The sequence below is a fragment of the Salinivibrio sp. PR6 genome (genome assembly GCF_001995955.1).
Classification (GTDB): domain Bacteria; phylum Pseudomonadota; class Gammaproteobacteria; order Enterobacterales; family Vibrionaceae; genus Salinivibrio; species Salinivibrio siamensis.
Genome location: NZ_MUFA01000022.1, coordinates 1 through 23,709, shown reverse-complemented (window position 1 = coordinate 23,709; position 23,709 = coordinate 1). Strand labels below are relative to the sequence as shown.

Below are 23,709 nucleotides of genomic sequence, written 5' to 3'. Positions count from 1 at the left end.
GAACCTTTGATTTTAACTGATAACTATCATAACGAAGATCAGTGAGATTGCGGTACAGATAGGCATTTGATTCGTCGGTTGGACGTTATTCGAGACTTCGATGATCTGTGTCAACACAATGTGCCCCCTAGTTGCTATCTAATACCACATATTGTGTTTTAGTGTATTTTGTATCCTATATATGGTGTGGAGGGCATATGCCAGCGGTAATTAAGCGCGATGGAACACGCGTCCCATTTGATGCAGATCGGATTGTCCAGGCGGTGACATGTGCGCGAGAGTCGGCGCAATCGATGCGAGAGGCTGAGCTGTGTCAACTGACCGACGCAGACATCCTCCGCTTAGCAGATACCATCGCGACGCAGTTTGCTGGCGAGGCCGAGGTGGATATTGATCATATTCAATATGCCGTTGAAGATGTCCTCATGACCGGACCGCATAAAGCGGTGGCACGTGCCTATATTGAATATCGCCATGATAGAGACATCGCTCGCGAGCGCCGTGGCCGTTTGAATCATGAAGTACAAGGGCTGGTCGGGCAAACTAACACTGAATTGCTGCACGAAAATGCCAACAAAGACAGTAAAGTCATCCCCACTCAGCGTGACTTGCTCGCGGGGATCGTCGCCAAACACTATGCCAAGCAACACATGTTGCCCAGTGCCGTGGTAAGAGCGCATGAGTCAGGTGAAATTCACTATCACGATTTGGACTATTCACCTTTCTTTCCGATGTTCAACTGCATGCTAATTGACTTGGCTGGCATGCTGCAAAAAGGCTTTAAGATGGGCAATGCGGAAATTGCGCCGCCCAAATCCATCTCAACCGCTACCGCGGTGACCGCGCAAATCATCGCACAAGTCGCGAGTCATATTTACGGTGGTACCACGATTAACCGCATTGATGAAGTGCTGGCCCCTTATGTTGAAGCCAGTTATCAAAAGCACTTGTTGGTGGCGCGTGAGTGGTCTGTCAGTGATCCCGACGCTTATGCCCGCGCCCGTGCTGATAAAGAGTGTTTTGATGCCTTTCAGTCGTTGGAGTATGAGGTCAACACGTTGCACACGGCGAATGGGCAGACTCCTTTTGTCACCTTTGGCCTCGGCTTAGGTAAGAGCTGGGCGGCACGTGCCGTGCAACGTGCTGTTTTAGCGAATCGGATTGCTGGTTTGGGTGAAAATCGAAAAACGGCCGTCTTCCCGAAACTGGTGTTTTGCATCCGAGAGGGCTTAAACCGCCGTCCGAGTGATCCCAATTACGATATCAAACAGTTGGCACTCGAGTGCGCCTCTAAGCGTATGTACCCAGATATTCTCAATTATGACCAAGTGATATCAGTCACGGGCTCCTTCAAAACCCCAATGGGGTGCCGAAGCTTTTTAAGCGCTTACGAAGAGGACGGTACACTGGTACATGAAGGACGTAACAACTTGGGTGTCGTCAGCGTTAATTTACCTCGTTTAGCCATTGAGGCGGAGGGGGACGAAGACGAGTTCTATGCGCGCCTTGATGCAACGCTAAGCCTTGCGCGCCAGGCACTCGATACCCGTATTGCTCGTTTTAAAGGGGTAAAAGCGCGGGTGGCACCGATTTTATATATGGAAGGCGCATGTGGTATCCGTTTGAACCCAGACGATGATGTCAGTGATATTTTTAAACATGGGCGTGCGTCCATTTCGCTAGGTTACATTGGCCTGCACGAGACCATCAATGCGCTGTACGGTAGTGTGCCGCACATCTACGACAGCGTGGTGAAACAAAAGAAAGCCAAAGCGATTGTGGCTTATTTACATGATGCGACCGAGCGCTGGAAAGCCGAAACAGGTTATGGATTTAGTTTGTACAGCACCCCAAGTGAAAACTTGTGCAGTCGTTTTTGTCAGCTCGATACCCAGGCGTTTGGTGTGATTGAAGGGGTGACAGATAAAGGGTATTACACCAACAGCTTCCATTTGGATGTGGAAAAGCAGGTGACGCCTTACGATAAAATCGATTTTGAGATGGATTACCCGCGCTTAGCCAATGGTGGCTTTATTTGCTACGGGGAATACCCCAACATTCAGCACAACCTAGAAGCGTTAGAGAACGTTTGGGACTACAGCTACGATCGCGTGCCGTACTATGGTACCAACACGCCGATTGATGAATGCTACGAATGTGGTTTTACCGGCGAATTTAATTGCACCAGTAAAGGCTTCACTTGTCCGGCTTGCGGCAATCATGACCCAGCACGTGTGTCAGTGACACGACGTGTGTGCGGCTATTTAGGAAGCCCTGATACGCGACCTTTTAATCCGGGTAAACAACAAGAAGTGATTCGCCGTGTGAAACACATGTAGGGGGAAGCGTGAACTATCACCAATACCTTCCCGTTGATGTGGTCAACGGGCCAGGCACACGTTGTACCTTGTTTGTATCGGGGTGCGAACACCAATGCCGTGGTTGTTACAACAAAGCCACCTGGCCGCTGAACAGCGGCCATCCTTTCACTGATCTGATGCAAGAGCAGATTGTTCAAGACTTACTCGATTCACGGATCCCGCGCCGAGGATTATCATTGAGCGGTGGTGATCCGCTTCATCCTGCTAATATCGACAGTGTAAAAGAATTGTTACAAGAGGTGGTGAGCCGCGCACCGAGCAAAGACATTTGGCTGTGGACAGGTTATACATTGGCAGAATTGTCATCAAAACAGCGAGATGTTGTCGATTTGGTTGATGTATTAATTGACGGCAAGTTTATCCAAGATGAAGCGGATCCTCATTTAGTGTGGCGGGGAAGTGCCAATCAATGCGTACACTTTCTGTCCGAGCGTGCCCGAAAAGGGCAAGAGAATCATGGTTAAGAGGTTGCCAATTTTCCCGCATGGGGTAGGGTATAGCGTATCTTGAGCATTCAGGCTTAAAAGGACGTAATACTATGTTAGATCTGCTCTCGCCTGCTCAGCAGGATCCGATTCTCTCCTTGTCATTGGCGTATCGTGACGATCCGCGTGAGCACAAAATGGACTTGGGCATTGGCGTGTACCGTGACAGTCAGGGTCAAACGCCGATCATGCACGCCGTTAAAGCGGCGCAACAATCATTGGCACAAAGCCAACAAACCAAAGCCTATGTCGGGCTGGCGGGTAATGAAAACTTCAACCAAGCCATGGTTGACCTCTTGCTCAAAGGGACCGATGCTTACCACCGATGTGCGGCGGTGCAAACCCCAGGTGCGAGTGGCGCACTGCGCATGTTGGCTGATTTGATGAATCTGGCCAAGCCGGTGACCACTGTGTGGTTGACCGATCCTAGCTATGTGAATCACAAACCTGTCATGGAAGCGGCAGGCCTGACGGTCAAGTTCTACCCGTATTTTAATCGCGACACCAAAATGGTGGATACCGATGCCATGCTTAACGCGTTGTCGCAAGCTGGTGCGGACGATGTGGTATTACTGCATGGCTGTTGCCATAACCCCACGGGCGCTGATATCAGCTTGAAAGAATGGGAAGCGATTACCGAGCTTGCAAACCGTAATGGCTTTACACCGTTTGTGGATATTGCCTACCAGGGCTTCGGTGATGGTGTGGAGGAAGATGCGCGTGGTTTGCGTATTCTCGCCGACAACGTTGAGGAAATGTTGATTGCCACCTCGTGCTCTAAGAGCTTTGGGTTGTACCGTGAGCGCACTGGCGCGGCGATTGTGGTGGGTAAATCTGCCCAAGAAGCGCAAAATGCGAAAGGGCGTATCCTTCAGCTTGCGCGAAGCACTTATACCATGCCGCCTGATCACGGTGCCGCGATTGTTGAAACCATCCTCACCGACGACGCCCTCACCAAACAGTGGCGAGATGAAATTGAGGCGATGAACACTCGGATCAATACGTTACGTGAAGGGTTGACAGCAGCACTGCGCGACCGTACGGGCGATGGTTATTTTGATTTTATTCAGCACCACCGTGGTATGTTCTCTGTCCTCGGGTTAACGGTTGATCAGGTGAATCAGCTACGCGACCGACATGGCGTGTACGCAGTGGGTGATAGTCGGATTAACATTGCCGGCTTGGCTGAACGTCATATTGATAGACTGGCCGATGCGCTGGTGGATGTGACACGCAACGGCTAACTGCTGCGGCGCTAATGGTCGAAATTTAATAAAAAGGGGCTTTAAGCCCCTTTGTTCGTCTATATCTAAATCATCGCTTATTTTTGAGGTAACGCTTACGACGGGCCTCTTTTTTAGCGGCTTTTTCTTGTTCTCGGCGGGCGTTGTCTTCTTCAACCTGTACCAGCTCGGTTTCAATCATATCCGGTTTCTCTAAAGTGAGGCCACCCAGCGCACCAGCGCGTAAGTCGTGCAACAGCACTTCTGAGGCTTTATGCAAGTCGACCCGTCCTCCCGCGCGCAAACAACCGCGTTTGGCACCAATCGCTTCCATTAACTCAATGTCTGTTTCGGGTAATACATCAAGCTGATAGCGTTCTTTAAGCCGCTCGGGATAGGCGCTCGCCAAGTATTCCACGGTATAAAAGGCGACTTCGTCATAATCCATTGCCGTATCTTTAACGGCGCCGGTTGCCGCGAGACGAAAACCGCTGTGTGGGTTCTCAACCTTTGGCCATAAAATCCCGGGTGTATCGGATAGCACCACGCCGTTTTGCAGGTTGATCCGCTGTTGTTGGCGCGTCACCGCGGGTTGGTTGCCGGTTTTGGCTATCACTCGGCCAGCAAGGCTATTAATAATGGTGGACTTGCCGACGTTGGGGATCCCCATGATCATCGAGCGAATGTTTTTTCCCATGGTTTCACGGTGTGGGGCGAGTGAGCGGCAGCGATCCATGATTTGATTGACTTCATGCGGGTGCGAGGTAGTGATTGCCATCGCCGACACGCCTTGCTCTTTTTCTAGGTGAGCCATCCACATTTCGGTCATCGTCGGATCGGCCAGATCGCGCTTATTCAGTACCTTGATCACCGGCTTTTCACCACGCAGCGTACTGATGAGCGGATTTTCGCTACTAAACGGAATGCGCGCATCGAGCACCTCGATGAGCACGTCGATCTTAGGGATGACCTCTTCGATCTCCTTACGAGCTTTATGCATATGCCCAGGAAACCACTGGATTTTGTTGTTAACCATGTTTGTACAACCTTGCTGATGCCAGTGCGCCAACACGATATCAGTCAGTGGCGCAAGAATGGCGCGCATCATACCACTTAATCAGAGGGATGAGAAAAGCTGGGGCAGGTGTGACTAACTACGTATCTTTCTTTCTCGGGCTTAATTGCTTATCACACCATTTTTCAATAGAGGGGGCGTATAAGGTGAACAGGCCAATCATCATGGCGATGGCGCAGATTACATAGATAGCTGTCATTGCAACCCTCCTTATTGGTTAACTTTAGTATACACCTTGTTTCGCCTTTCCTCGGCCCCAGGTGCCGAGGAAAGGCGCGTGTTTGGATCAGGTCGATGAAGATGGTTTGGTATCTGTATCAAACTGCTTGATCAGGACCGAGGTGTCGCAACGGCCATAGCCGCGCGCTTGTAACTTGTTATACTGTTGATCCACCTGCTCGGTTAAGGGAAGTCCCACGCCTAACTTGGCGGCTTCTTCTAAACAAAAGCCCAGATCTTTACGCATCCAATCAATCGCAAAGCCAAAATCAAAACTGTCTTCTGCCATGGTCAAAGCACGATTTTCCATTTGCCAAGAGCCTGCGGCCCCGTGCTTAATGGCATTGATCATCTTTTCGATATCGAGATCAGCGGATTGCGCGAAGGTGAGTGCCTCGGATAAGCCTTGTAAGACGCCGGCAATACATATTTGGTTAGCCATCTTGCAGCGTTGACCACTGCCATGCGGGCCAATATGCTGGATTGCGCTGGCATAGACGTTCATTACTGGTTCAATGTCACTGAACACAGTCGGGTTGCCACCGACCATAATGGTGAGTGCGCCTTTTTCCGCACCGGCTTGGCCGCCTGAGACGGGGGCATCGAGAAAGCTCAGGCCTTGACGCTCGCATACTTGTGCCAACTCAAGGGCCAGCTCGGCAGAGGTGGTGGTGTGATCGACCAGTGTACTGCCTTTTTTCATATTGGCTAACACACCAATATCGCCATACACCACACTGCGTACGTCATCATCGTTTCCCACGCACATAAAGACGATGTCAGCATCAGCCACGGCTTCGGCTGGCGTTATTCCATATGTGCCTGAATAGGTGTCGCACCAAGCTTCGGCTTTGCCGGTGGTGCGGTTATAGACGCAAGTTGGGTAGCCGTGGCGCTGAAGGTGCCCAGCCATTGGAAAGCCCATCACGCCTAGGCCAATAAAGGCCACCTTGATATCATTAACTTGCATGGTCATCTTGCTTCCTTGTCGTTTCGTTGTCGTTAATTTATCAGAAACTTAACCTTTCTTGCATGTGTCAATGTTAAGCTTGTATCATCCTTTTTTGTGTTGTAACACGGATAATTATGACAGCACGACAACCTTTCTCGTTAACGATTGCCCATATTAACGACACCCACTCTCACTTTGAGTCCACGCCTGTCTCGCTGAACTTGGATGATAAGGCGACACCGGTTTATGCCAATAGCGGCGGGTTCGCACGTATTGCTTCAGCCGTGGCACATTTTCGTGAGCAGGCTAAGCAAGATGACCATGCATTCCTTTTTCTGCACGCAGGTGATTGCTTTCAAGGGACTCTGTATTACTCCTTGTTCAAAGGTAAAGCGAATGCAGATTTGCTGAATCGACTCGGTATTGATGCGATGGCGATTGGTAATCACGAGCTTGACCAAGGGAATGGCCCCGTGGCTGACTTTCTTGATGATATTCAATTCCCATTGCTTGCGGGGAATTGGCATGTGGCGGATGAGTCAAAAGACAAGGACAAGCGCGTCAGTGAGAAACCCGCTTTACTGCCATACATCGCCCCGGAGGAGCGCGCGAGTACACTCATTAAAACCTATGCCGGACACAAAGTGGGCATCTTCAGTTTAGCGGTTGAGCAAATGGCGGCATTGGCACACCCTGATCATGATACTCCTTTCTTGCCTGCAACACGCATCGCTGAAAACACCGTGGCTTTTTTGCGTCAACAAGGCGTGAACACCATTATTCTATTGAGCCACTTGGGTTATGACAAAGACAAGGAATTAGCGGCTGCGGTTAATGGGATTGATGTGATTGTGGGAGGACATACCCATGTGCTGCAGGGAGACTTTCAAAACCTTGGTTTGGCGAAAGAAGATCCCTACGGCTATAAAGTCAACGATACCTGGATTGTGCAAGCGGGTTGCCATGCGCAAGCCATCGGTCGCTTTACGTTATCTATCGATGAAAACGGTCGGCCAGTTGCCTTTGATGGTCAAAATTACTTGTTACTGGGGCGCAGTCTCGCGATGGATGCCTCGCGGGAACAGCAATTGACCGAAGGCTCGTATCAAGCAGTAAGAAGCTATCTTAACCGACAAGACAATGTACTGATATTACCCAGTGATCTCGCGTTGAAACAGTATCTACAGCGCACCTACCGTCCCCATGTGGCACAACTAGAAAGTGACGTTGTCACATATGTGCCGCAACGACTCCGTCATGTGCGCGTGCCTGACAGCGAGGGCGGCAGCGAAGTGGCGCCGCTGGTGACAGAAAGCTTTTTATGGGCGGCACGTGAGCAAGGCATTGAAGCCGATTTTGCTATTCATAATGCGGGTGGCGTGAGAGTCAGTTTAAACGCCGGGCCGCTCTCGGCCGCTTTAATTGCAGGCGCGTTGTTACCATTTGCTATCGACGTGATCGCCTACCAGGTAACCGGGGCACAGATCCGTCGTGCGATTGAAGGCGCGATCAACAATGCCACAGACAATGGCATGACGGGCCTCGGGTCAGGCAGTTTTCCGTATTGCGCCGATATACGCTATCGCTACGAAGCGTGGCAGCCGATGGGTGCGCGGGTAACACAACTCGAGATAAAGCGCGGTAATCACTGGATAGCCATAGATAATGAGCGACAATACACAGGTGTGTCGTCATCTTATACCGCCCAAGGAAAAGAAGGATACGATGCGATTCAAACCGGCCACCGTCGCTCGATTGGTTTATCCATGGCGGAGTGCTTTATTGACTATGCGCGTCAGCAGTCAGTGTTAGCGCTACCTACTGAGCCTTTAGTGTGTTACCTCCAAACGTCTAGTGAGAGAAAAACCTGCTGGGGGGAATAACTTGGCCTGCCCCTTGCTTATTGATAGTCAGCTTGGTGTTTACGGCAGACAATTGCCGTTTAAGTTTTTGACAAGATTGTCGATACATAGAGTGAACCTGAATTGATCGACACACTATCGAAAGGTGAGGGGTTATGGAAAAACGTGATTGGTTTGATATCGGCTTGATCAGTTTTTGGTTGGTGGCTTGGGCATCGATTGTCTACTTTGTGCCGGTCATTTAACCTATTTACTGATCCGCGGATTGCGGGGGAACCTGTTTGAGCCGGGTTCCCCAACGCACTAACAATGGTTGTAAATAGATTGGCAGCTGTATCGCGCCGATTAATGGCAGAAATGCTGGCCCGAGCGCGGCACCGGCAACGGTGTACGTTAGCAGTACATTCCGATTGACCGCCGAAACGGCGGCGATCATGCTCGCCTCCCGCCCCCGTTTGCGATATAGCCCATACGCAATGATGAAAAAAAGTATGCAAATTGCAACTGAAATGGCTAAAAGTTCTAACGCATACCCAGAGTCGTTTTGCCACATTGCCCCGAATGGCCCTACTAGCCCTAATGGAAAACTGAACACTAGCACAATCGTAAACTGTGCCAGTTTGCTGTGAATGCGTTTGAGCTTTTCTGGTTTGATCAGCGCGTGAAAAAGCGCGGCAAACAGCATGGGCCCAAAAATGAAGATCACCAGTCGCACGGCATAGCTTTGCAGGTCCAGTGAAAATGAGTCACCGGATAGCACCGTGAGATTAATAAACAAGACCACGGGCATCAGCAACGTTGAAGCAATGGTATATGCCATGGCGATGAGCGCATCCATTCCCAAAGAACGAATGATGGCTGGTGTTGCAAACAAAGATCCAGTAGCGCAAATACCACTGATGGCAAGTAACAAAGGTGCAGACGCGCCGAGTAGCCACGCGAGAGAACAAGTGAGTATGGTAAGTAGCACTGAGTGAACTAATGCGTACACCCAGACCTGCCACTGAGCTAACGCTTTCACTAATAGGCCTTGATGAATGCCAAGTAGGGTAAACAGCATCAAGGCGAATAGCACATAAGGTAAAAACGGAAATAAGGCTAACGAGACGCTCGGAAAGGCAAAGCCAATCAATGCGGCAATAAAAAGACACAACGCTGAATGTTTGGCGAGAAACGCGAGCATAGTCAACACCTTGGTCACATGTGTAACCACGATGTTATCAGGTTTACATAAGTAATCGAGTGAAAAATAGTCTTTTTCAATGATTAATACGCTTTGTCGTACAAAAAGTCAGACAGGATAAGGGAGCGAGCAGTGAATTCAAACAGACAAACTGAATTCATTGATGGTTTGTATGTCAGGTAAGTGATTAGCTTATTTTACTGCAACTTAACATAATGAATACGTGCTAACCGGCAAGCACTTTAGATTAGAAAAACTAATCCATTGGTTTAATTTTCATCAGTTTAAATCTCGGGGCAGCCCCTTATAATTTGCGGCGAGTGATTAAGACAACAAAGCGAGGATCTTATGACGACTGCAACGGTTAATATGCCCCGTTCTCGTCGATCTTACGCGGTAACAATCAAAGGACTGATCGCTCACGCCATGGATGTGCTGTTCACTAGCAGCACACACGCTCCCGCTTATGATGCCAGTCGCTTACCGGCACATTTGCAGCGTGATATTGGTATAAACCGATAAGACGACTTAAAACGGATAGAACGCGAAACGCCACATCATCGAGATGTGGCGTTTTTTTATGGTTTAATCGTTCTCGAATGTTTACGTAAAATGAGTGGCTTGCTAAGCCGACGAATGCGATCAATTGAGGAGTACAAAAGATGGGATGGTTCTCTGCACTGTTTTCCAAGGGAAGCGACAAACAACCACAGGTGTCAGTCACCCCCACAGAATACCAAGGCTATTTGATATACCCTGAATCGACCGCCGAAAACGGTCAATATCGTGTCAGTGGCCGCATTTGCAAACCGCTTGATGACAAGGTACTCACTCATACGTTTATTCGCTCAGATTTGCTGGGAAGTCAGGAAGATGCCAACAGCTTGATGGTCACAAAAGCAAAAATGATGATTGATCAAAACGGTGATCGGCTATTTGATTGAGGGGCGTCAACGAATCGCGCGATAGCAAAAATAATGCATAAATATGAGCAATTAATTCGGATAAAGTGTAGCCCAGATCACATTTATGCCCCAATGGCGATCCCCGCCCTGTGGTGATTAAGGAATAAACTCGTTAAGTTAACACTGTTGCGTTGCTAAGCACGAAATACTGACAACAGACCGCAACAGCGTGATAAGCGAATAAAACCGCTTGGAATGCTTATTTTTGTCAGTGAACCTATTTCAGGCCGCGGTTTTAGCGCCTGTGATAACCAAAAAAATTTCTTATAAGCCAACATTCAGGGAATAGCTATGCAGATTGGTGTTCCAAAAGAGAGGCTCGTTAATGAAACGAGGGTAGCTGCGACACCTAAGTCGGTTGAGCAGCTTATCAAGCTCGGTTTTGACGTCGTAGTAGAGAAGGGTGCAGGTGAAAAAGCAAGCTTTGAAGACACTGCGTACGAACAAGCTGGGGCGAACATTGTTGATACAGATGCTGCCTGGCAGTCTGACATCATCTTTAAAGTTAATGCACCAGGCGTGATTGAAGAGACAGGCCAAGATGAAGTGGCATTGCTGCAAGCAGGCACCACCTTGGTGAGCTTTATTTGGCCCGCTCAAAACGAAGAATTACTCGAACGTCTGTCAGCGCAGAACGTGAATGTGATGGCCATGGATGCGGTCCCACGTATTTCGCGTGCGCAGTCATTGGATGCGTTAAGTTCGATGGCGAACATCGCCGGTTATCGTGCGGTGGTTGAAGCAGCGCATGAGTTTGGCCGCTTCTTTACCGGACAAATCACGGCGGCGGGTAAAGTACCGCCTGCGAAAGTGTTTGTCGCGGGGGCTGGCGTTGCTGGGCTAGCGGCGATTGGCGCAGCCGGTAGCTTGGGGGCGATTGTCCGTGCTTTTGATGTTCGTCCTGAAGTGAAAGAACAAGTCGAGAGCATGGGCGCGGAGTTTCTAGAAGTCGACTTTAAACAAGACAACTCAGACAGTGGCGATGGTTATGCCAAAGAAATGTCTGACGAGTTTAATCAGGCGGCGGAAAAGCTTTATGCGCAGCAAGCAGAAGATGTCGACATTATTGTCACGACCGCACTGATCCCTGGTAAGCCAGCGCCCACGCTGATCACCAAAGAGATGGTTGACAGCATGAAGCCGGGCAGTGTGATCGTCGATCTCGCCGCAGCGAATGGTGGTAACTGTGAGTACACGGAAAAAGACCAAGTGATCACCACGCCCAATGGTGTAAAAGTGATTGGTTACACCGATATGGTCGGCCGTTTGCCCACCCAATCGTCACAGCTTTATGCGACTAACTTAGTCAACCTCACCAAACTGCTTTGCAAAGAGAAAGACGGCAACATCCAGATTGATTTTGATGATGTGGTCGTGCGCGGCGTTACCGTGATCAAAGAAGGCGAGGTCACCTGGCCTGCGCCACCGATTCAAGTCTCTGCGCAACCCAAAGCAGAGCATAAAGCGGAACCCGCTCCTAAGCCGGCACCCAAAAAAACCTCTCGTGCGACCAAGTATGGCCTGATGGCCGCTGCCGCAGGGGCGTTCGGGTGGATTGCCAACTATGCCCCCAGTGAATTCCTCTCACACTTTACCGTTTTCGTACTGGCCTGTGTGGTGGGCTACTACGTGGTATGGAATGTTACTCACGCGCTGCATACCCCGCTGATGTCCGTGACCAATGCGATCTCAGGCATCATCATCGTTGGGGCGTTATTGCAGGTAGGACAAGGCATTGGCTTTGTAACCTTCCTTGCTTTCATTGCCGTGTTGATCGCCAGCATCAATATATTTGGCGGCTTTACTGTTACAAAGCGCATGCTTGAAATGTTCCGTAAAGGGTAAGGAGAAAGAATGTCTGAAGGATTGGTACAAGCTGCGTATATTGTCGCTGCGCTTTGTTTTATTCTCAGTTTGGCTGGGCTATCAAAGCAAGAGTCAGCGCGCGCAGGCAACTATTACGGGATTACCGGGATGGCGATCGCTCTGGTTGCCACTATTTGGGGGCCGGAAGTGCAAGGTGTGGGCTGGATTATTCTGGCCATGGTCATTGGTGGCGCGATCGGTATTTATTACGCTAAGCGCGTAGAAATGACAGAAATGCCTGAGCTGGTGGCGATGCTACACAGTTTCGTGGGTTTGGCTGCGGTATTGGTGGGTTTTAATACCTACATCGATCACCCGCCGCTGACGGGCGCGATGCTTAATATCCATTTGGTTGAGATTTTCCTCGGTGTCTTTATCGGTGCGATCACTTTCACCGGCTCGATTGTCGCCTTTGGTAAGCTACGTGGCGTGATTTCTTCCAAGGCGTTGATGTTGCCACATCGCCACAAGCTTAACTTGGCTGCTGTCGTTGTCTCGTTCCTGTTGCTAATCAGCTTTGTCAACGCAGAAGGTTCAACAGCGGCACTGCTGATAGTGACCGTGATTGCGTTAGCGTTTGGTTATCACCTAGTGGCCTCGATCGGTGGTGCAGACATGCCCGTGGTGGTATCGATGCTGAACTCCTATTCAGGTTGGGCCGCCGCTGCAGCTGGCTTTATGTTGGCAAATGATCTCTTGATTGTGACAGGCGCGCTAGTGGGCTCATCGGGGGCGATTCTGTCTTACATCATGTGTAAAGCGATGAACCGCTCTTTCATTAGTGTGATCGCCGGTGGCTTTGGCTCTGATGGCACTGCGTCTTCTGGTGATGACGAAGTCGGTGAGTATCGAGAAAGCACAGCCGAAGAAGTTGCCGAAATGCTGAAAGAGTCTAACAGCGTCGTCATCGCCCCGGGTTATGGCATGGCGGTTGCGCAAGCCCAATACCCTGTTTACGAGGTGACAGAAAAACTCCGGAGTATGGGGATTGAGGTGCGCTTTGCGATTCACCCTGTTGCGGGTCGTTTACCAGGCCACATGAACGTATTGTTGGCTGAGGCCAAAGTGCCTTATGACATTGTACTGGAGATGGATGAAATCAATGATGACTTCCCTGACACAGATACGGTTTTGGTCATTGGTGCCAACGATACGGTAAACCCTGCGGCGACGGACGATCCATCGAGTCCCATCGCTGGCATGCCGGTCCTTGAGGTTTGGAACGCCAAAAATGTGGTGGTATTTAAGCGCTCAATGAACACAGGTTATGCCGGGGTGCAAAACCCGCTGTTCTTCAAAGACAATAGCAGTATGCTATTTGGGGACGCGAAACAAAGCGTTGAAGCGATCTTTAAAGCATTATAATGACGTCTACTAATTGGTGGCGTTGCCGAAAAGAGCCAGTTTCGACTGGCTCTTTTTTTTCGCCACGTCTTTTGGCGTGAAGGAGAGTGCCGGGCGCGGCCTTGGAACTTACACGGTACTGACATTTTGATAAAAATTGATGGTAAGCTTGCGATCATGCGAATTCTGCTGCTACTCATTCTCACATTGACTGGCTGGCCAACCTTGGCCGCGAGCACGTTCTCGGAACAGATGACTGCCTTTCGTGCGCAGTTATTGCTTGCCGATCCCGTTGCACGCTATAACCTGATTGGTATTAACCGTGCGTTCCCTCGTGTGCTGCTTAGCCCCGATAGCTTGTTGCCGCAGAGCGCTAATTATCCTTTAAAAGATATTCGCCGCCTTTATCAAGCTGCACAAAAATGCCAAGGCCCGTGGCCTGTCAATCCGAAGGTGACAGAGCCGTTGGTGTTCACGCGAGCGATGTGTAATAACACTCAGCTTCCGGTGGCATGGTTCTCTCGGTCTGGCTTTATTCACCCCGGTGGGGGGAGTTACGCGGCAAAATATGCAGAGCAATTTCCTGAGCGGCGCAGCGAACTAATGCGTTTTTTTCATATTCAAGAGCGGCCTCAAGCAGAACCAGACAGCTTGTTGGGACGATTGCAGCGGATGGAGTCTAATGCTGTTGATGCCTTAAACAGCGGCGCTAAATCGTTAATCAGTCAGAATGAGATGTGGGTGCGCGTTGGCAGTTATTACCATTTATACCAAGCTTCACAATGGCAGCCATTACTGGCCGAGTTTGATTTAAGGATCACCCCTCGTGGGGAGCAAGATTTCTGTTTGGCGCGAGTGGGCAACATTTGTTGGAATGAGGAAAAAGCGCCCAGTTATTGGCCCTACTTGGTCGGAGCATTAATCGTTATCAACCTTGTGGCACTGGGTGGTTGGGCGTTTAACCGTTGGACGGTGCAGCGCCGGTTGATGCAAGAGCGTATGTTGGTGTTGCAAATTCTCACCCATGAACTGCGCACGCCGATTGCGAGCCTCTCCATGACAGTGGAGGGCTTTCGGCGCAAATTTGATAGTTTACCCGATGAGTTTTATGAGGAGTTCCGCCGGCTTTGCGAGGATTCGCGACGGCTAAAACAATTGGCAGAGGCAAGTAAAGATTATTTACAATCCAACCAGAAACCTCTCAGTAAAGAGACGATCCCTTCTGTTGAAGAGTGGTTGGGTTATATTTGCGACGAGCACCAAGTTACGTTACACGTAAGCCAAGATGGTGCCGTGCGAGCGAATGTTTATTGGTTAGCAACATCGTTGAACAATTTGATTGCTAATGCGGTCAAATATGGCGTTGCACCCGTCGATGTTCATGCTCACGTGTCTGAGGATCGTTTTACGATCGCGATACGCGATCAAGGGGAACTCACGGCCAAGGACTGGAAACACATACGTAAACCTTTTGTCAGCCAAAGTGGACTTGGACTGGGGCTGACGATTGTAGAATCCATGATTGAGCGAATGGGAGGGAAGTTAATTTTATCTGGCCCACCCACCACATTTACTTTGGAGATTCATTGTGACGCAAGCGACGTTACTTCTGGTTGAAGATGATGCCAACCTGGCTGATGGTTTACTGGCAAGCTTGGAACAAGCAGGCTACCGCTGCTTATATGCAGAAAATGCGACAAAAGTGGCCGAATTATGGAGAGATGCCGATCTCGTGATCCTCGATCGCCAATTGCCAGAAGGCGACTCCATTGAGTGGCTAGCGGATTGGAATAAGCTTAAAACCATTCCTGTGATTTTACTGACGGCCATGGTCTCGGTGCGCGATCGTGTAGGCGGCCTGGACTCCGGCGCCACGGACTATATCACCAAACCCTTTGCGGAGGCCGAGTTGCTTGCGCGCGTGCGTGTGCACCTTCGCCATCCCGTGGGTGAGGTGGAAGTCTCGAGCGATGACCTCATTATCAATGATGTGCGTATTGATACCGCGAGCCGAGCGGTATTTTGTGGCGAAGAAGAGATGACTTTGACACGAACTGAGTTCGACCTTTTACACTTTTTGGCCAAGAATGCGGGACGGGTATTTACGCGTGATGAACTATTGGATCAAGTGTGGGGCTACAACCATTATCCCACAACTCGCACCGTCGATACGCACATATTACAGCTGCGGCAAAAGCTACCTTCGGTCAATATCGAAACCTTGCGTGGCGTTGGCTACCGTATGAAAGCATGATGAAAAAGTGGGTCGTTTCTGGAACATTACTGACGATTTTGACTGCAAGTGGTGTGCATGCAGCATGGTTTGATGGCAATGATGCATTAACCAGTGCCCATCAGCGCCTGTTAGAGGGGAAAACCGCGGCCAGTGTCGAATCGATGATTGAGGCGTGGCAACAGCCCAGTCTTTCAGCGTCGCGTCAGGATCATCTGGCTCAGTTATTGGCACTCGCCATTACTGAAGATTGTGGCCGTAGTTTGAGTCGTCAGACGTTGCCGGAGTGGCTGAATAATGTCTCCATTCGTCGAGAAACGGTGCAGACTACCAGTCGCGTTTACTACCGCGTCCAAGTGGCGGGAGAGTCGCAGCCTGGTGTTGAGGCGTTTACACTGAAAAAATGGCCGGACGAAACCGTCATCAGTGACGATTTATCGACAGAGCAACAACATCGCTGGCGCCTTGTGAAAGATGGGCTATCAGAGCCGGTTTCTGAAGGGCTTTACCAGTTAATCGCTGAGTCAGTGGCGGGAGAGACATGGTCTAGTTGGTTATTGCTGACACAACCTCAGCCGCGTCAAACGCTGAGCTGGAAAGACACCCGCAGTTGGCACATTGCGCCTTTTGATGATTTTAACTCAACCTGCCAGCGTCCTTTTTTGACGCTTAATCTTTATCCGCAAAACCAAACTGATGGTGCACCGATTTGGTCGGCAGAGAAGCACAAACGACTCCCGACTCAGTTACCCATGCTGGATGTACCCAATGGACAGTATTGGTTCAGTGTTGCCTTGATTGAGCGTCGCTGGCAAGGCGCGTTATCGATAGAAGAAGTACAGCGCATCGGGCGTGCGATTGATCTGCCTGACTTGGACCCCGGCTCACTTGAGGCGATTGCGCCTGAGGCTGATAATCAGTAAAGCGACGTTTAGATGTGTCGTAGTTTGATAAAGCTCACAGGTTTTAGTGAACGCTCTCCACCCATTGGGTTTTGCCTCTATTCTTGCTTTTAGTAGCGAGACAAACAATATAGAGGCCGCTCAATGACTTTTAAAACGAAAGCACTTGTTCTAGCGTTAGCCACGTGCTCTGCCAGTGCGATGGCTGCAACCAATCCCACCGATGCGCGCGGCAATGCGATGGGCGGGGTGGGTGTCGCATCGGGCGACTACCTCTCTGCTGGCTTTCATAATCCTGCGCTGGCCGCGCTTGACCCTGACAGCGCGTTTGGTGTTCTCGTGCCTTATCTTGGCGCTGAGGTGCGTGACCCTGATGAGCTGGTTGATGGGCTTGATGATGTGGCGGATGCGTTTGATACCAATGATGCCAATCAAATTGAACAATCATTGAGAGCGGTGCAAGGCGATAAAGCGTATCTCAATGCAGGCGCCGGTGCCGCAGTCGGCATTCCTACTGGCTCTGTCTCGGCCACCCTTTATACCTCAGGGTTGATTGAAGGCGCGGTGTTACCTGATATCGACACCAGTGATTTTGGTGTCACTTCCAACCCCAATTCAACTGCGACCATTATTGCCGCGGGTATTGGTGAGTTAGGGGTCGCGTTGGCCACTAACCTCGAGCTCGCGGGTCAGCGAGTGGCGGTGGGCGTGACGCCGAAACTACAGAGAATTACCACCTATAATTACGGTGTCGCGGTTGACGATTACGATACGGATGATTGGGATGATAGCCGCTACCGTGAAGAAGAAAACACGTTTAACCTGGACCTTGGCGCCGTCTGGCAGTCCGGCCCTTATCGGGTGGGGCTTGCAGGCAAAAACCTTGTTAGCCAAGATGTCGATACTGTGACCAGCGCGAGAACAGGTCACAGTTTCACCTATGAACTTGAGCCGCAAGTCACGCTGGGTTCAGCCTTTGTATCTGACTTTGTCACCCTCGCGGCGGATTTGGATTTGAACAAGAAAAAGGGCTTTAAAGGTACCCTGGATGTGGACGATGACACCCAGTTTTTCCGGGTTGGGGCAGAGTTTGATGCCTTTGGTCATGCGCAGTTACGTACCGGTTATCGCGCGGATCTTGAAGATAACGTCGACAATGCGTTTACGCTCGGTTTAGGGTTGTCTCCCTTTGGTGTGGCCAACTTCGATATTGCTGCCAGTATTATTGATAGCGACAGTTATGGCGGATCGGCTCAGCTGGCATTCACATTCTAGCCCTTTATTGATGATGACAAATGATGAGGCAGGCCCTAAAATGGCCTGCCTTTTTTGATCACGATTTACCACCAAGAGAGTTCCCTATGTTTGATGGCGTCACGTTAAACCATGAACAACAGCAAGAAGCGGCAGAGCGCATTCATGCACTGATGGCAGAAGGGATGAGCAGTGGCGAGGCCATTATGCACGTTGCTAATGAAATCAGAGCGCAAGCGGCGCAGGCATCTTCGTCTGAAGAGTGAGACAAGCTGCAAACAAATCGCCTTTTTATTTACAATTCCGCCAATCCCTGATTTATTTAAAGGAGATCAGTAAAAGGAGTGTCGGATGAGCAATCGGCTTGAAAAGGCGCGCGAGTGGGCGAGGGTGCGGCACGCACTGCAACGTTATGGTGCCCAGCCTTATCGTTGTCACCTTGATCATGTTGAGCGCATTGCCGCGCCCTTTGGTGAGCAAGCACGCATTGTGGCGCAATTGCATGACATTTTGGAAGATACCGCCACACGTGTTGACGAGATCTCAGCACTTTTCGGCCCAACGGTTGCCAGAGCTGTCATGCTCGTGACGGATCCCCGACGGCCAAGCCGGAAAGAGAGAAAGCGCGCATTGAACCAGCGTTTGATCGCGCTCGATCCGAGCGATGAAGCTGCGTGGCTAGCATTAGTGGTAAAAACCTGTGACCGTTTAGCCAATGTGATTGCCAGTAGTGAGCACAGTCCGCCGCGTTTTTTACAATATCAACGCGAGCATGGAGGCTTCCGGGTGGCGGTGTATCGGCCAGGGTTATGTGATCACCTCTGGCGTGAGCTTGATGGCTTGATTGATGCCGGCCAACAAGCAGACCGGCACCCAGATCATCAACTGCACGCATCCATCTCTTGACTCAGACTAAGCCAGACACGCTTTTCTCCTTAATGCTTTAGTTCATCAATCAGTTATCGAGATCATAAATTGTCGGAATCGGTTGACGTTTGTGCTGTGTAGCTTGGTAAACCTGTATGATTTTCTCCTTAACCGCGTTATCGACAGGCTTGCCCTCAAGAAAATCATCTATTTGCTCATAGGTCAGCTGTAGCGCATCTTCATCCGCTTTTTGCGGTGATAAGTCCTCTAAATCAGCGGTGGGCGTTTTATGCACCAAGATGTCCGGCGCCCCCAATGTGGCGGCGAGTTGGCGAACTTGGCGCTTGCTTAGACCAAAGAGCGGCGCAAGATCACACGCTCCATCGCCGAACTTGGTATAAAAACCCGTGATGTTCTCAGCTGAGTGATCGGTACCGATGACCAGCCCTTGGGTTAATCCTGCTATTTCATACTGTGCCACCATTCTTGCGCGTGCTTTGACATTGCCTTTAGCAAAATCAATACGGCTATCACTATCGGGCAGTAGGCCAACGGCAGATACCGCGTCTAAAACCGATTGGTGGTTACCATCGACACCCGGCTTAACGTTTACTGTGACGGTTTTACTCGGCTTAATAAAAGACAGTGCGAGTTGCGCTTCGTCTTCGTCTTTTTGTTCGCCATAGGGCAACCTAACCGCAATGAATTGATAGTGGTCGTTGCTTGCTTCTTGGTTAAGCTCTTCAACGGCTAACTGTGCTAGTCGTCCACATGTCGACGAATCGACACCACCACTGATACCTAACACGAGGCTACGTGTCCCTGAACGTTGCAACATGGTTTTGATAAAAGCGATGCGACGACGGATCTCTGTTTCAGGATCGATATTCGGTTGAACGCACATGGCTTCGCGGATCTGGTGTTCCATCTTATGTTCCTCTCAATCACTCTGGCATACGATGTAAATGAAGACGCTATGGAGTTATTGTGCATGATCTCTGTTGGCTTGGGTATAGCGCGAGTGAATCTCCTCACGTTGATGGCGACAGGTTAGGCTTTTGGTCAGATTCATGGCATCATCTCCCGTAATCCCTAAACGCGAGAATGACTTGGCGAAGAGCGTATAATGACAGAGCAAATAGCCGTATTTGGCAGTGCATTTAATCCACCCACTCAAGGCCACGCGTCTGTTTTGGCGCAATTGTGTCATTTTGACAAGGTGCTGCTAGTGCCAAGTTATAAACACGCATGGGGCAAAATGATGGCACCTTACGAGACACGATGCGGGTGGGTACAGGCATTGATTAATGATTTGCGCTTACCGAATCTACACGTGTGTCAGCGAGAGGCGTCGTTAGGGCAAAAAGGTGACGCTGTCACAACATACATGCTGCTTTCCGCGTTACAGCGCGATTACCCTGATGCAGCACTCACGTTCGTCGTTGGCCCTGATAATTTGCTCAAATTTGGCCAATTTGCGCATAGTGCGCAAATACTCTCTCGCTGGTCAGTCTTAGGGATGCCTGAGACGGTGGTGGTGCGTAGTACACATATTCGTGAACGACTGGCGCAAGGCTTACCGATTGATGATCTCACCACACCCAGTATCGCAGCACAGCTGAGCGAGACGGTCTTTTGTCGCTAACGGCCTATCGGTGCGTTTTCAAAAACACGCGCGTTTAGCGTTCAAACACACAGGCGTAGCGGGTATACAGGATGTCAGCGTCGGCCGTGGAGAGTCCTGCCGACTCAGCCGCGCGCTGCGGTGTTTTACCAGACTTTATCGCCGCTCTGAGTTGTCGAACGGTAAAATACTCTTGCAGTTGTGCAATGGTTAGCTGGGTGAGTGCTTGTAATTGGTAGTGTTGCGCTGCGCTCACCGGTGGCTGACCTGTTTGGGCGCACGCCACACAATCTGCCAGCGCTTGCGTGGGCGCATCGAGTTGTTGCGTCGGAGCCAGATGCATGATTTGGTCAAGCAGCACGGCTTGAATGTGATGCGATTGCTGTGCCGTTAATACAGATGCTGTCGGCGTGCCAAGTTCCATCAAGCCAGCGGTCAGTAATGGAGGCAAAACAACATGCCCCACGCGCTCAGGGAGAGGGTGTTGTGTGCGTGGTGATACGGCCAATTGGTGTAAACGGGTATCGGGTGTGATGGTCAGTGCGTGAAGGCACTCAAAAGGTAGCCAGAACCCCTGACCGGTATAGACAGGGATATCTGTTTTTCCTAAGCGAACAAGCACCAAACCGTCCTCAACATAAAGCAGGTTCGCTGTGTAGCGGCGCTTTCGAGGGGTGAATATCAATGAGGGTGTGTGATAAAGAGTGTATTCGCTCGTGTTCTTCATAACCGTGTCTCGATGTAATAAGGCGGCAATGGTGATCACTTTTGTTGTCGAGGTCAAGTCAAGGACGGCAAGTGGAACTCTTAACCCGCTTGAAGGTCTGACCTCCAACCTGTGTAAAATTTCGGTGGGTTCACTTTGAATCCTTTGTTGACTGCGTAGAATGGCGCGGTTTTTACTCGATATAATGGAAGAAAGTGCAGACAGTTAACGATCCCTATCAAGAGATTCGTCCTTATCACGACGACGAAGTTCCCAGTGCGATTCAGCGCCTCATCCAAGATGATGAGTTCATTAATGCGATCTTGTCTTATCGCTATCCACATGCGTCTGGCCCACTTGGTTGGCTTTTAAAGCCAGCGCTTAAATTGTATCTAACCAAAAAGTGGAACAACATCAAAACAGTGCAGGATGTTCAACTGCATGTTGCCAGTTACATGCGCAAGATGATTAAAACAACGTGCGACAAAGTCACGGTTTCAGGCATAGAAAAGTTGGATCCGAATAAAGCGTACCTCTTTGTCTCGAATCACCGAGATATTGCCATGGATCCCGCGTTAGTAAACTGGTGCTTGCACCAGCAAGGGCTTGATACCGTGAGGATTGCCATTGGTGATAACTTATTGCGTAAGCCGTGTGCGACCGAGCTGATGAAGCTCAATAAAAGCTTTATCGTCAAACGCTCTGCCAAAGCACCACGTGAAATGATGAAGTCGCTATCACAGCTTTCTGCCTATTTACGCTTATCGCTGGATGAGGGGCAATCTATCTGGATTGCTCAGCGTGAGGGGCGGGCAAAGACCGGTCAAGATGTCACGGATCCGGCGATCTTAAAAATGTTCTTCATGGAAGGACGAAAACGTAAGCAAGCGTTTGATGCCTATATGGAGGCACTGAATGTGGTGCCTGTGGCTATCTCTTATCAAAATGACCCGTGTGATGTGGACAAAGCGACTGAATTAGATGCGGTCAATCGCCTTGGCGCCTACGAAAAAAGCGAGTTTGAAGACATTCAAACCATTGTGAAAGGGATTGTCGGAGATAAACGGCATGTGCACGTGGCGTTTGGTGAGCCTGTGACGTTGTCACAAGACTCGCCCGAGTCAATGGCCGCGAAAATTGATGCGCAAATCCACCAGTTATACCGTTTATACCCCGCAAATTATATTGCCGCTGGGGTAGAACATGACAGTGTCACGCCAGCAGAGCAGCGCTTATATGAGCAAAAACTTGCTCAGGCTCCCGACGCGGCGCGTGATTACTTGCGCCAAATGTACGCAAACCCGGTACTCAACCAATCAAAGACGGTGCCAACCTCCAATACGCCAACCAGCGGTCTCACTGCTGAGCAGTGATAAGTGACGGCGTCACGATTAAGGGCGATCCCAAGTCGGGGGATCGCCAATTTCTTGCAGCATAAAGTCGACAAACTCTCTCACTTTGGGCGCGAGATGCTTGCGTCTTGGGTAAACAATGTAAATGGGTAACTCAAGACAAGGCTTCCATTCAGGAATGAGCTCAATAAGCTCGCCTTTTTCTATTTCCTCGTTGATAAGGTAAGTAGCTAAATAGGCAATGCCAAGTCCCGCCTTTACCGCCTCTAGCACAGCGGGCGCGTTATTTATTGTGTACTGTCCGCTAACATGCACCACTTGCTCTATGCCCGCTTTGACAAACGGCCATTTATCATAGCGGCGTTCACGGCTTTGATAGGTAATGCAATCGTGCTGACGCAAATCACCCAGTTGTTGTGGTGTGCCTCTCGCTTCTAGGTAGCTGGGTGCCGCGACCAGTTTAAATTGGCAATCAGCCAGCTTTCGCGCCACCATGCCTTCAGGAGGATGTTCATGGATCGCGACCCAGCAATCATAGCCTTCCTCGACGAGATTAGGGCGGTGGTCAAAAAGGTTAATGTTAAGATTAAGCGCTGGATAAGCTTGGCGGAATTTAGCGAAGTGGCGCGTCATTAATGTATTGCCAAACGACTGTGCGACCCCAATTTTTAGTTTTCCTGTCACTTCATTCCGATAGCCTGCCACCATTGCCTCAGCTTCATCCAACGTGGCGATCAGTTGGCTACCGTATTCTGCATATCTGTTGCCTACTTCGGTAAGCGATACGGAACGCGTGTTGCGCTGCACCAACTGCACACCGAGCCGATCCTCTAAATAGCGAACCTGTTTACTGACCTGGGACTTAGAAATTCCTAGTTTTTCTGCTGCGCGAGTAAAGTGCTGCTCTTGCGCAACAGCCGCTAGCACAACGATTTGTTGAAGGTAATCGAGCATTCTACGCACATCCATTTCATCAATAGGGTGAGACTACCACATAACGTCGGCTGTCAGGAATGTGTGTGACAATGTCACGCATTATGTTCGTCTAGGGTGGTCATCTATGCTGCCTCGAATCTATTTTATTAAATGCGAATATGTTGTGACATCGACACTTCTATGAGAACACGACTTTTTGCCTTTGTAAGCGAAAGATGATCACCTTACCTTCATTATCACGATAATCATTACAACATACAAAATATTGTCAAAATATTGT

General features: G+C 50.0%; 20 protein-coding genes and 1 pseudogene. 15 read left to right on the top strand and 6 right to left on the bottom strand.

Features of this window, described 5'->3' with window-relative positions; translation table 11 throughout:
- The first annotated feature begins 197 nt into the window (after positions 1-197).
- The 3 genes from nrdD (at position 198) to BZG72_RS14040 (ending at position 4,110) form a co-directional block, all read left to right on the top strand.
- The gene (gene nrdD / locus BZG72_RS14050) at positions 198-2,339 is read left to right on the top strand and encodes an anaerobic ribonucleoside-triphosphate reductase (protein WP_077667071.1); all 2,142 of its coding nucleotides are present in this window, start codon (positions 198-200) and stop codon (positions 2,337-2,339) included.
- Between the two features lie 8 nt (positions 2,340-2,347).
- Complete coding sequence (nrdG, locus tag BZG72_RS14045; protein ID WP_077606620.1) at positions 2,348-2,845, top strand: anaerobic ribonucleoside-triphosphate reductase-activating protein; 498 nt, start codon at positions 2,348-2,350, stop codon at positions 2,843-2,845.
- Positions 2,846-2,919: 74 nt separating this feature from the next.
- Entirely contained in the window at positions 2,920-4,110 is a 1,191-nt protein-coding gene (locus tag BZG72_RS14040) for an amino acid aminotransferase (protein ID WP_077579160.1), read from the top strand.
- 70 nt (positions 4,111-4,180) lie between these two features.
- Here BZG72_RS14040 and ylqF read toward each other — a convergent pair whose 3' ends face one another.
- Both ylqF and BZG72_RS14030 read right to left on the bottom strand, forming a co-directional pair.
- A complete protein-coding gene (ylqF, locus tag BZG72_RS14035) occupies positions 4,181-5,125 on the bottom strand; it encodes a ribosome biogenesis GTPase YlqF (RefSeq protein ID WP_077667089.1) in 945 nt (314 codons plus the stop codon).
- Between the two features lie 325 nt (positions 5,126-5,450).
- Positions 5,451-6,362, bottom strand: a pseudogene (locus tag BZG72_RS14030) (NAD(P)-dependent oxidoreductase); the annotation flags it as partial.
- A gap of 107 nt (positions 6,363-6,469) precedes the next feature.
- Between BZG72_RS14030 and BZG72_RS14025 the strand changes: the two are divergent.
- Positions 6,470-8,218 carry a bifunctional metallophosphatase/5'-nucleotidase gene (locus tag BZG72_RS14025; RefSeq protein WP_077667069.1) on the top strand — a complete coding sequence of 583 codons (1,749 nt, stop codon included), beginning with the start codon at positions 6,470-6,472 and terminating at the stop codon, positions 8,216-8,218.
- A gap of 229 nt (positions 8,219-8,447) precedes the next feature.
- On the opposite strand, the gene BZG72_RS14020 is transcribed toward BZG72_RS14025, so the two are convergent.
- Positions 8,448-9,380, bottom strand: a complete 933-nt coding sequence (locus BZG72_RS14020) for a hypothetical protein (protein ID WP_198531486.1) — start codon at positions 9,378-9,380, stop codon at positions 8,448-8,450.
- A gap of 662 nt (positions 9,381-10,042) precedes the next feature.
- On the opposite strand from BZG72_RS14020, the gene BZG72_RS14015 reads away from it, so the two are divergent.
- From BZG72_RS14015 to BZG72_RS13975, 9 genes are all read left to right on the top strand, one after another.
- Positions 10,043-10,324 (top strand): HlyU family transcriptional regulator, encoded by a 282-nt coding sequence (locus BZG72_RS14015; protein WP_046075873.1) that lies wholly within the window; start codon positions 10,043-10,045, stop codon positions 10,322-10,324.
- Positions 10,325-10,636: 312 nt separating this feature from the next.
- Positions 10,637-12,190, top strand: coding sequence for a Re/Si-specific NAD(P)(+) transhydrogenase subunit alpha (locus tag BZG72_RS14010; protein WP_077639154.1), 1,554 nt, complete (start codon positions 10,637-10,639; stop codon positions 12,188-12,190).
- Between the two features lie 9 nt (positions 12,191-12,199).
- The gene (pntB, locus tag BZG72_RS14005; protein ID WP_046075871.1) at positions 12,200-13,576 is read left to right on the top strand and encodes a Re/Si-specific NAD(P)(+) transhydrogenase subunit beta; all 1,377 of its coding nucleotides are present in this window, start codon (positions 12,200-12,202) and stop codon (positions 13,574-13,576) included.
- A gap of 156 nt (positions 13,577-13,732) precedes the next feature.
- Positions 13,733-15,172, top strand: a complete 1,440-nt coding sequence (locus BZG72_RS14000) for an ATP-binding protein (protein WP_077667088.1) — start codon at positions 13,733-13,735, stop codon at positions 15,170-15,172.
- On the top strand, positions 15,144-15,809 hold the full coding sequence (locus BZG72_RS13995) for a response regulator transcription factor (protein WP_046075870.1): 666 nt from the start codon (positions 15,144-15,146) through the stop codon (positions 15,807-15,809). The genes BZG72_RS14000 and BZG72_RS13995 overlap by 29 nt, the downstream gene beginning before the upstream one ends.
- Positions 15,809-16,711, top strand: coding sequence for a DUF2861 family protein (locus BZG72_RS13990; RefSeq protein ID WP_077667068.1), 903 nt, complete (start codon positions 15,809-15,811; stop codon positions 16,709-16,711). The genes BZG72_RS13995 and BZG72_RS13990 overlap by 1 nt, the downstream gene beginning before the upstream one ends.
- 123 nt (positions 16,712-16,834) lie before the next feature.
- Positions 16,835-17,965 carry a conjugal transfer protein TraF gene (gene traF, locus BZG72_RS13985; protein WP_077667067.1) on the top strand — a complete coding sequence of 377 codons (1,131 nt, stop codon included), beginning with the start codon at positions 16,835-16,837 and terminating at the stop codon, positions 17,963-17,965.
- 86 nt (positions 17,966-18,051) lie between these two features.
- On the top strand, positions 18,052-18,210 hold the full coding sequence (locus tag BZG72_RS13980; RefSeq protein ID WP_077579155.1) for a YoaH family protein: 159 nt from the start codon (positions 18,052-18,054) through the stop codon (positions 18,208-18,210).
- 85 nt (positions 18,211-18,295) lie between these two features.
- Positions 18,296-18,850: an HD domain-containing protein gene (locus tag BZG72_RS13975; RefSeq protein ID WP_077667066.1), complete on the top strand. Its 555-nt coding sequence runs from the start codon at positions 18,296-18,298 to the stop codon at positions 18,848-18,850.
- Positions 18,851-18,899: 49 nt separating this feature from the next.
- Here BZG72_RS13975 and nadE read toward each other — a convergent pair whose 3' ends face one another.
- A complete protein-coding gene (gene nadE / locus BZG72_RS13970; protein ID WP_077606614.1) occupies positions 18,900-19,739 on the bottom strand; it encodes an ammonia-dependent NAD(+) synthetase in 840 nt (279 codons plus the stop codon).
- A gap of 198 nt (positions 19,740-19,937) precedes the next feature.
- Between nadE and BZG72_RS13965 the strand changes: the two genes are divergently transcribed.
- Positions 19,938-20,456, top strand: coding sequence for a nicotinate-nicotinamide nucleotide adenylyltransferase (locus tag BZG72_RS13965; RefSeq protein WP_046075865.1), 519 nt, complete (start codon positions 19,938-19,940; stop codon positions 20,454-20,456).
- Between the two features lie 34 nt (positions 20,457-20,490).
- Here the strand turns inward: BZG72_RS13965 and BZG72_RS13960 are convergent, their stop codons facing one another.
- Complete coding sequence (locus tag BZG72_RS13960) at positions 20,491-21,162, bottom strand: hypothetical protein (protein WP_077667065.1); 672 nt, start codon at positions 21,160-21,162, stop codon at positions 20,491-20,493.
- A 194-nt stretch (positions 21,163-21,356) separates the two neighbouring features.
- On the opposite strand from BZG72_RS13960, the gene BZG72_RS13955 reads away from it, so the two are divergent.
- Positions 21,357-22,514 (top strand): lysophospholipid acyltransferase family protein, encoded by a 1,158-nt coding sequence (locus BZG72_RS13955; protein WP_077667064.1) that lies wholly within the window; start codon positions 21,357-21,359, stop codon positions 22,512-22,514.
- A gap of 18 nt (positions 22,515-22,532) precedes the next feature.
- Here BZG72_RS13955 and BZG72_RS13950 read toward each other — a convergent pair whose 3' ends face one another.
- A complete protein-coding gene (locus BZG72_RS13950) occupies positions 22,533-23,447 on the bottom strand; it encodes a LysR family transcriptional regulator (RefSeq protein ID WP_046075863.1) in 915 nt (304 codons plus the stop codon).
- Between the last annotated feature and the right edge of the window lie 262 nt (positions 23,448-23,709).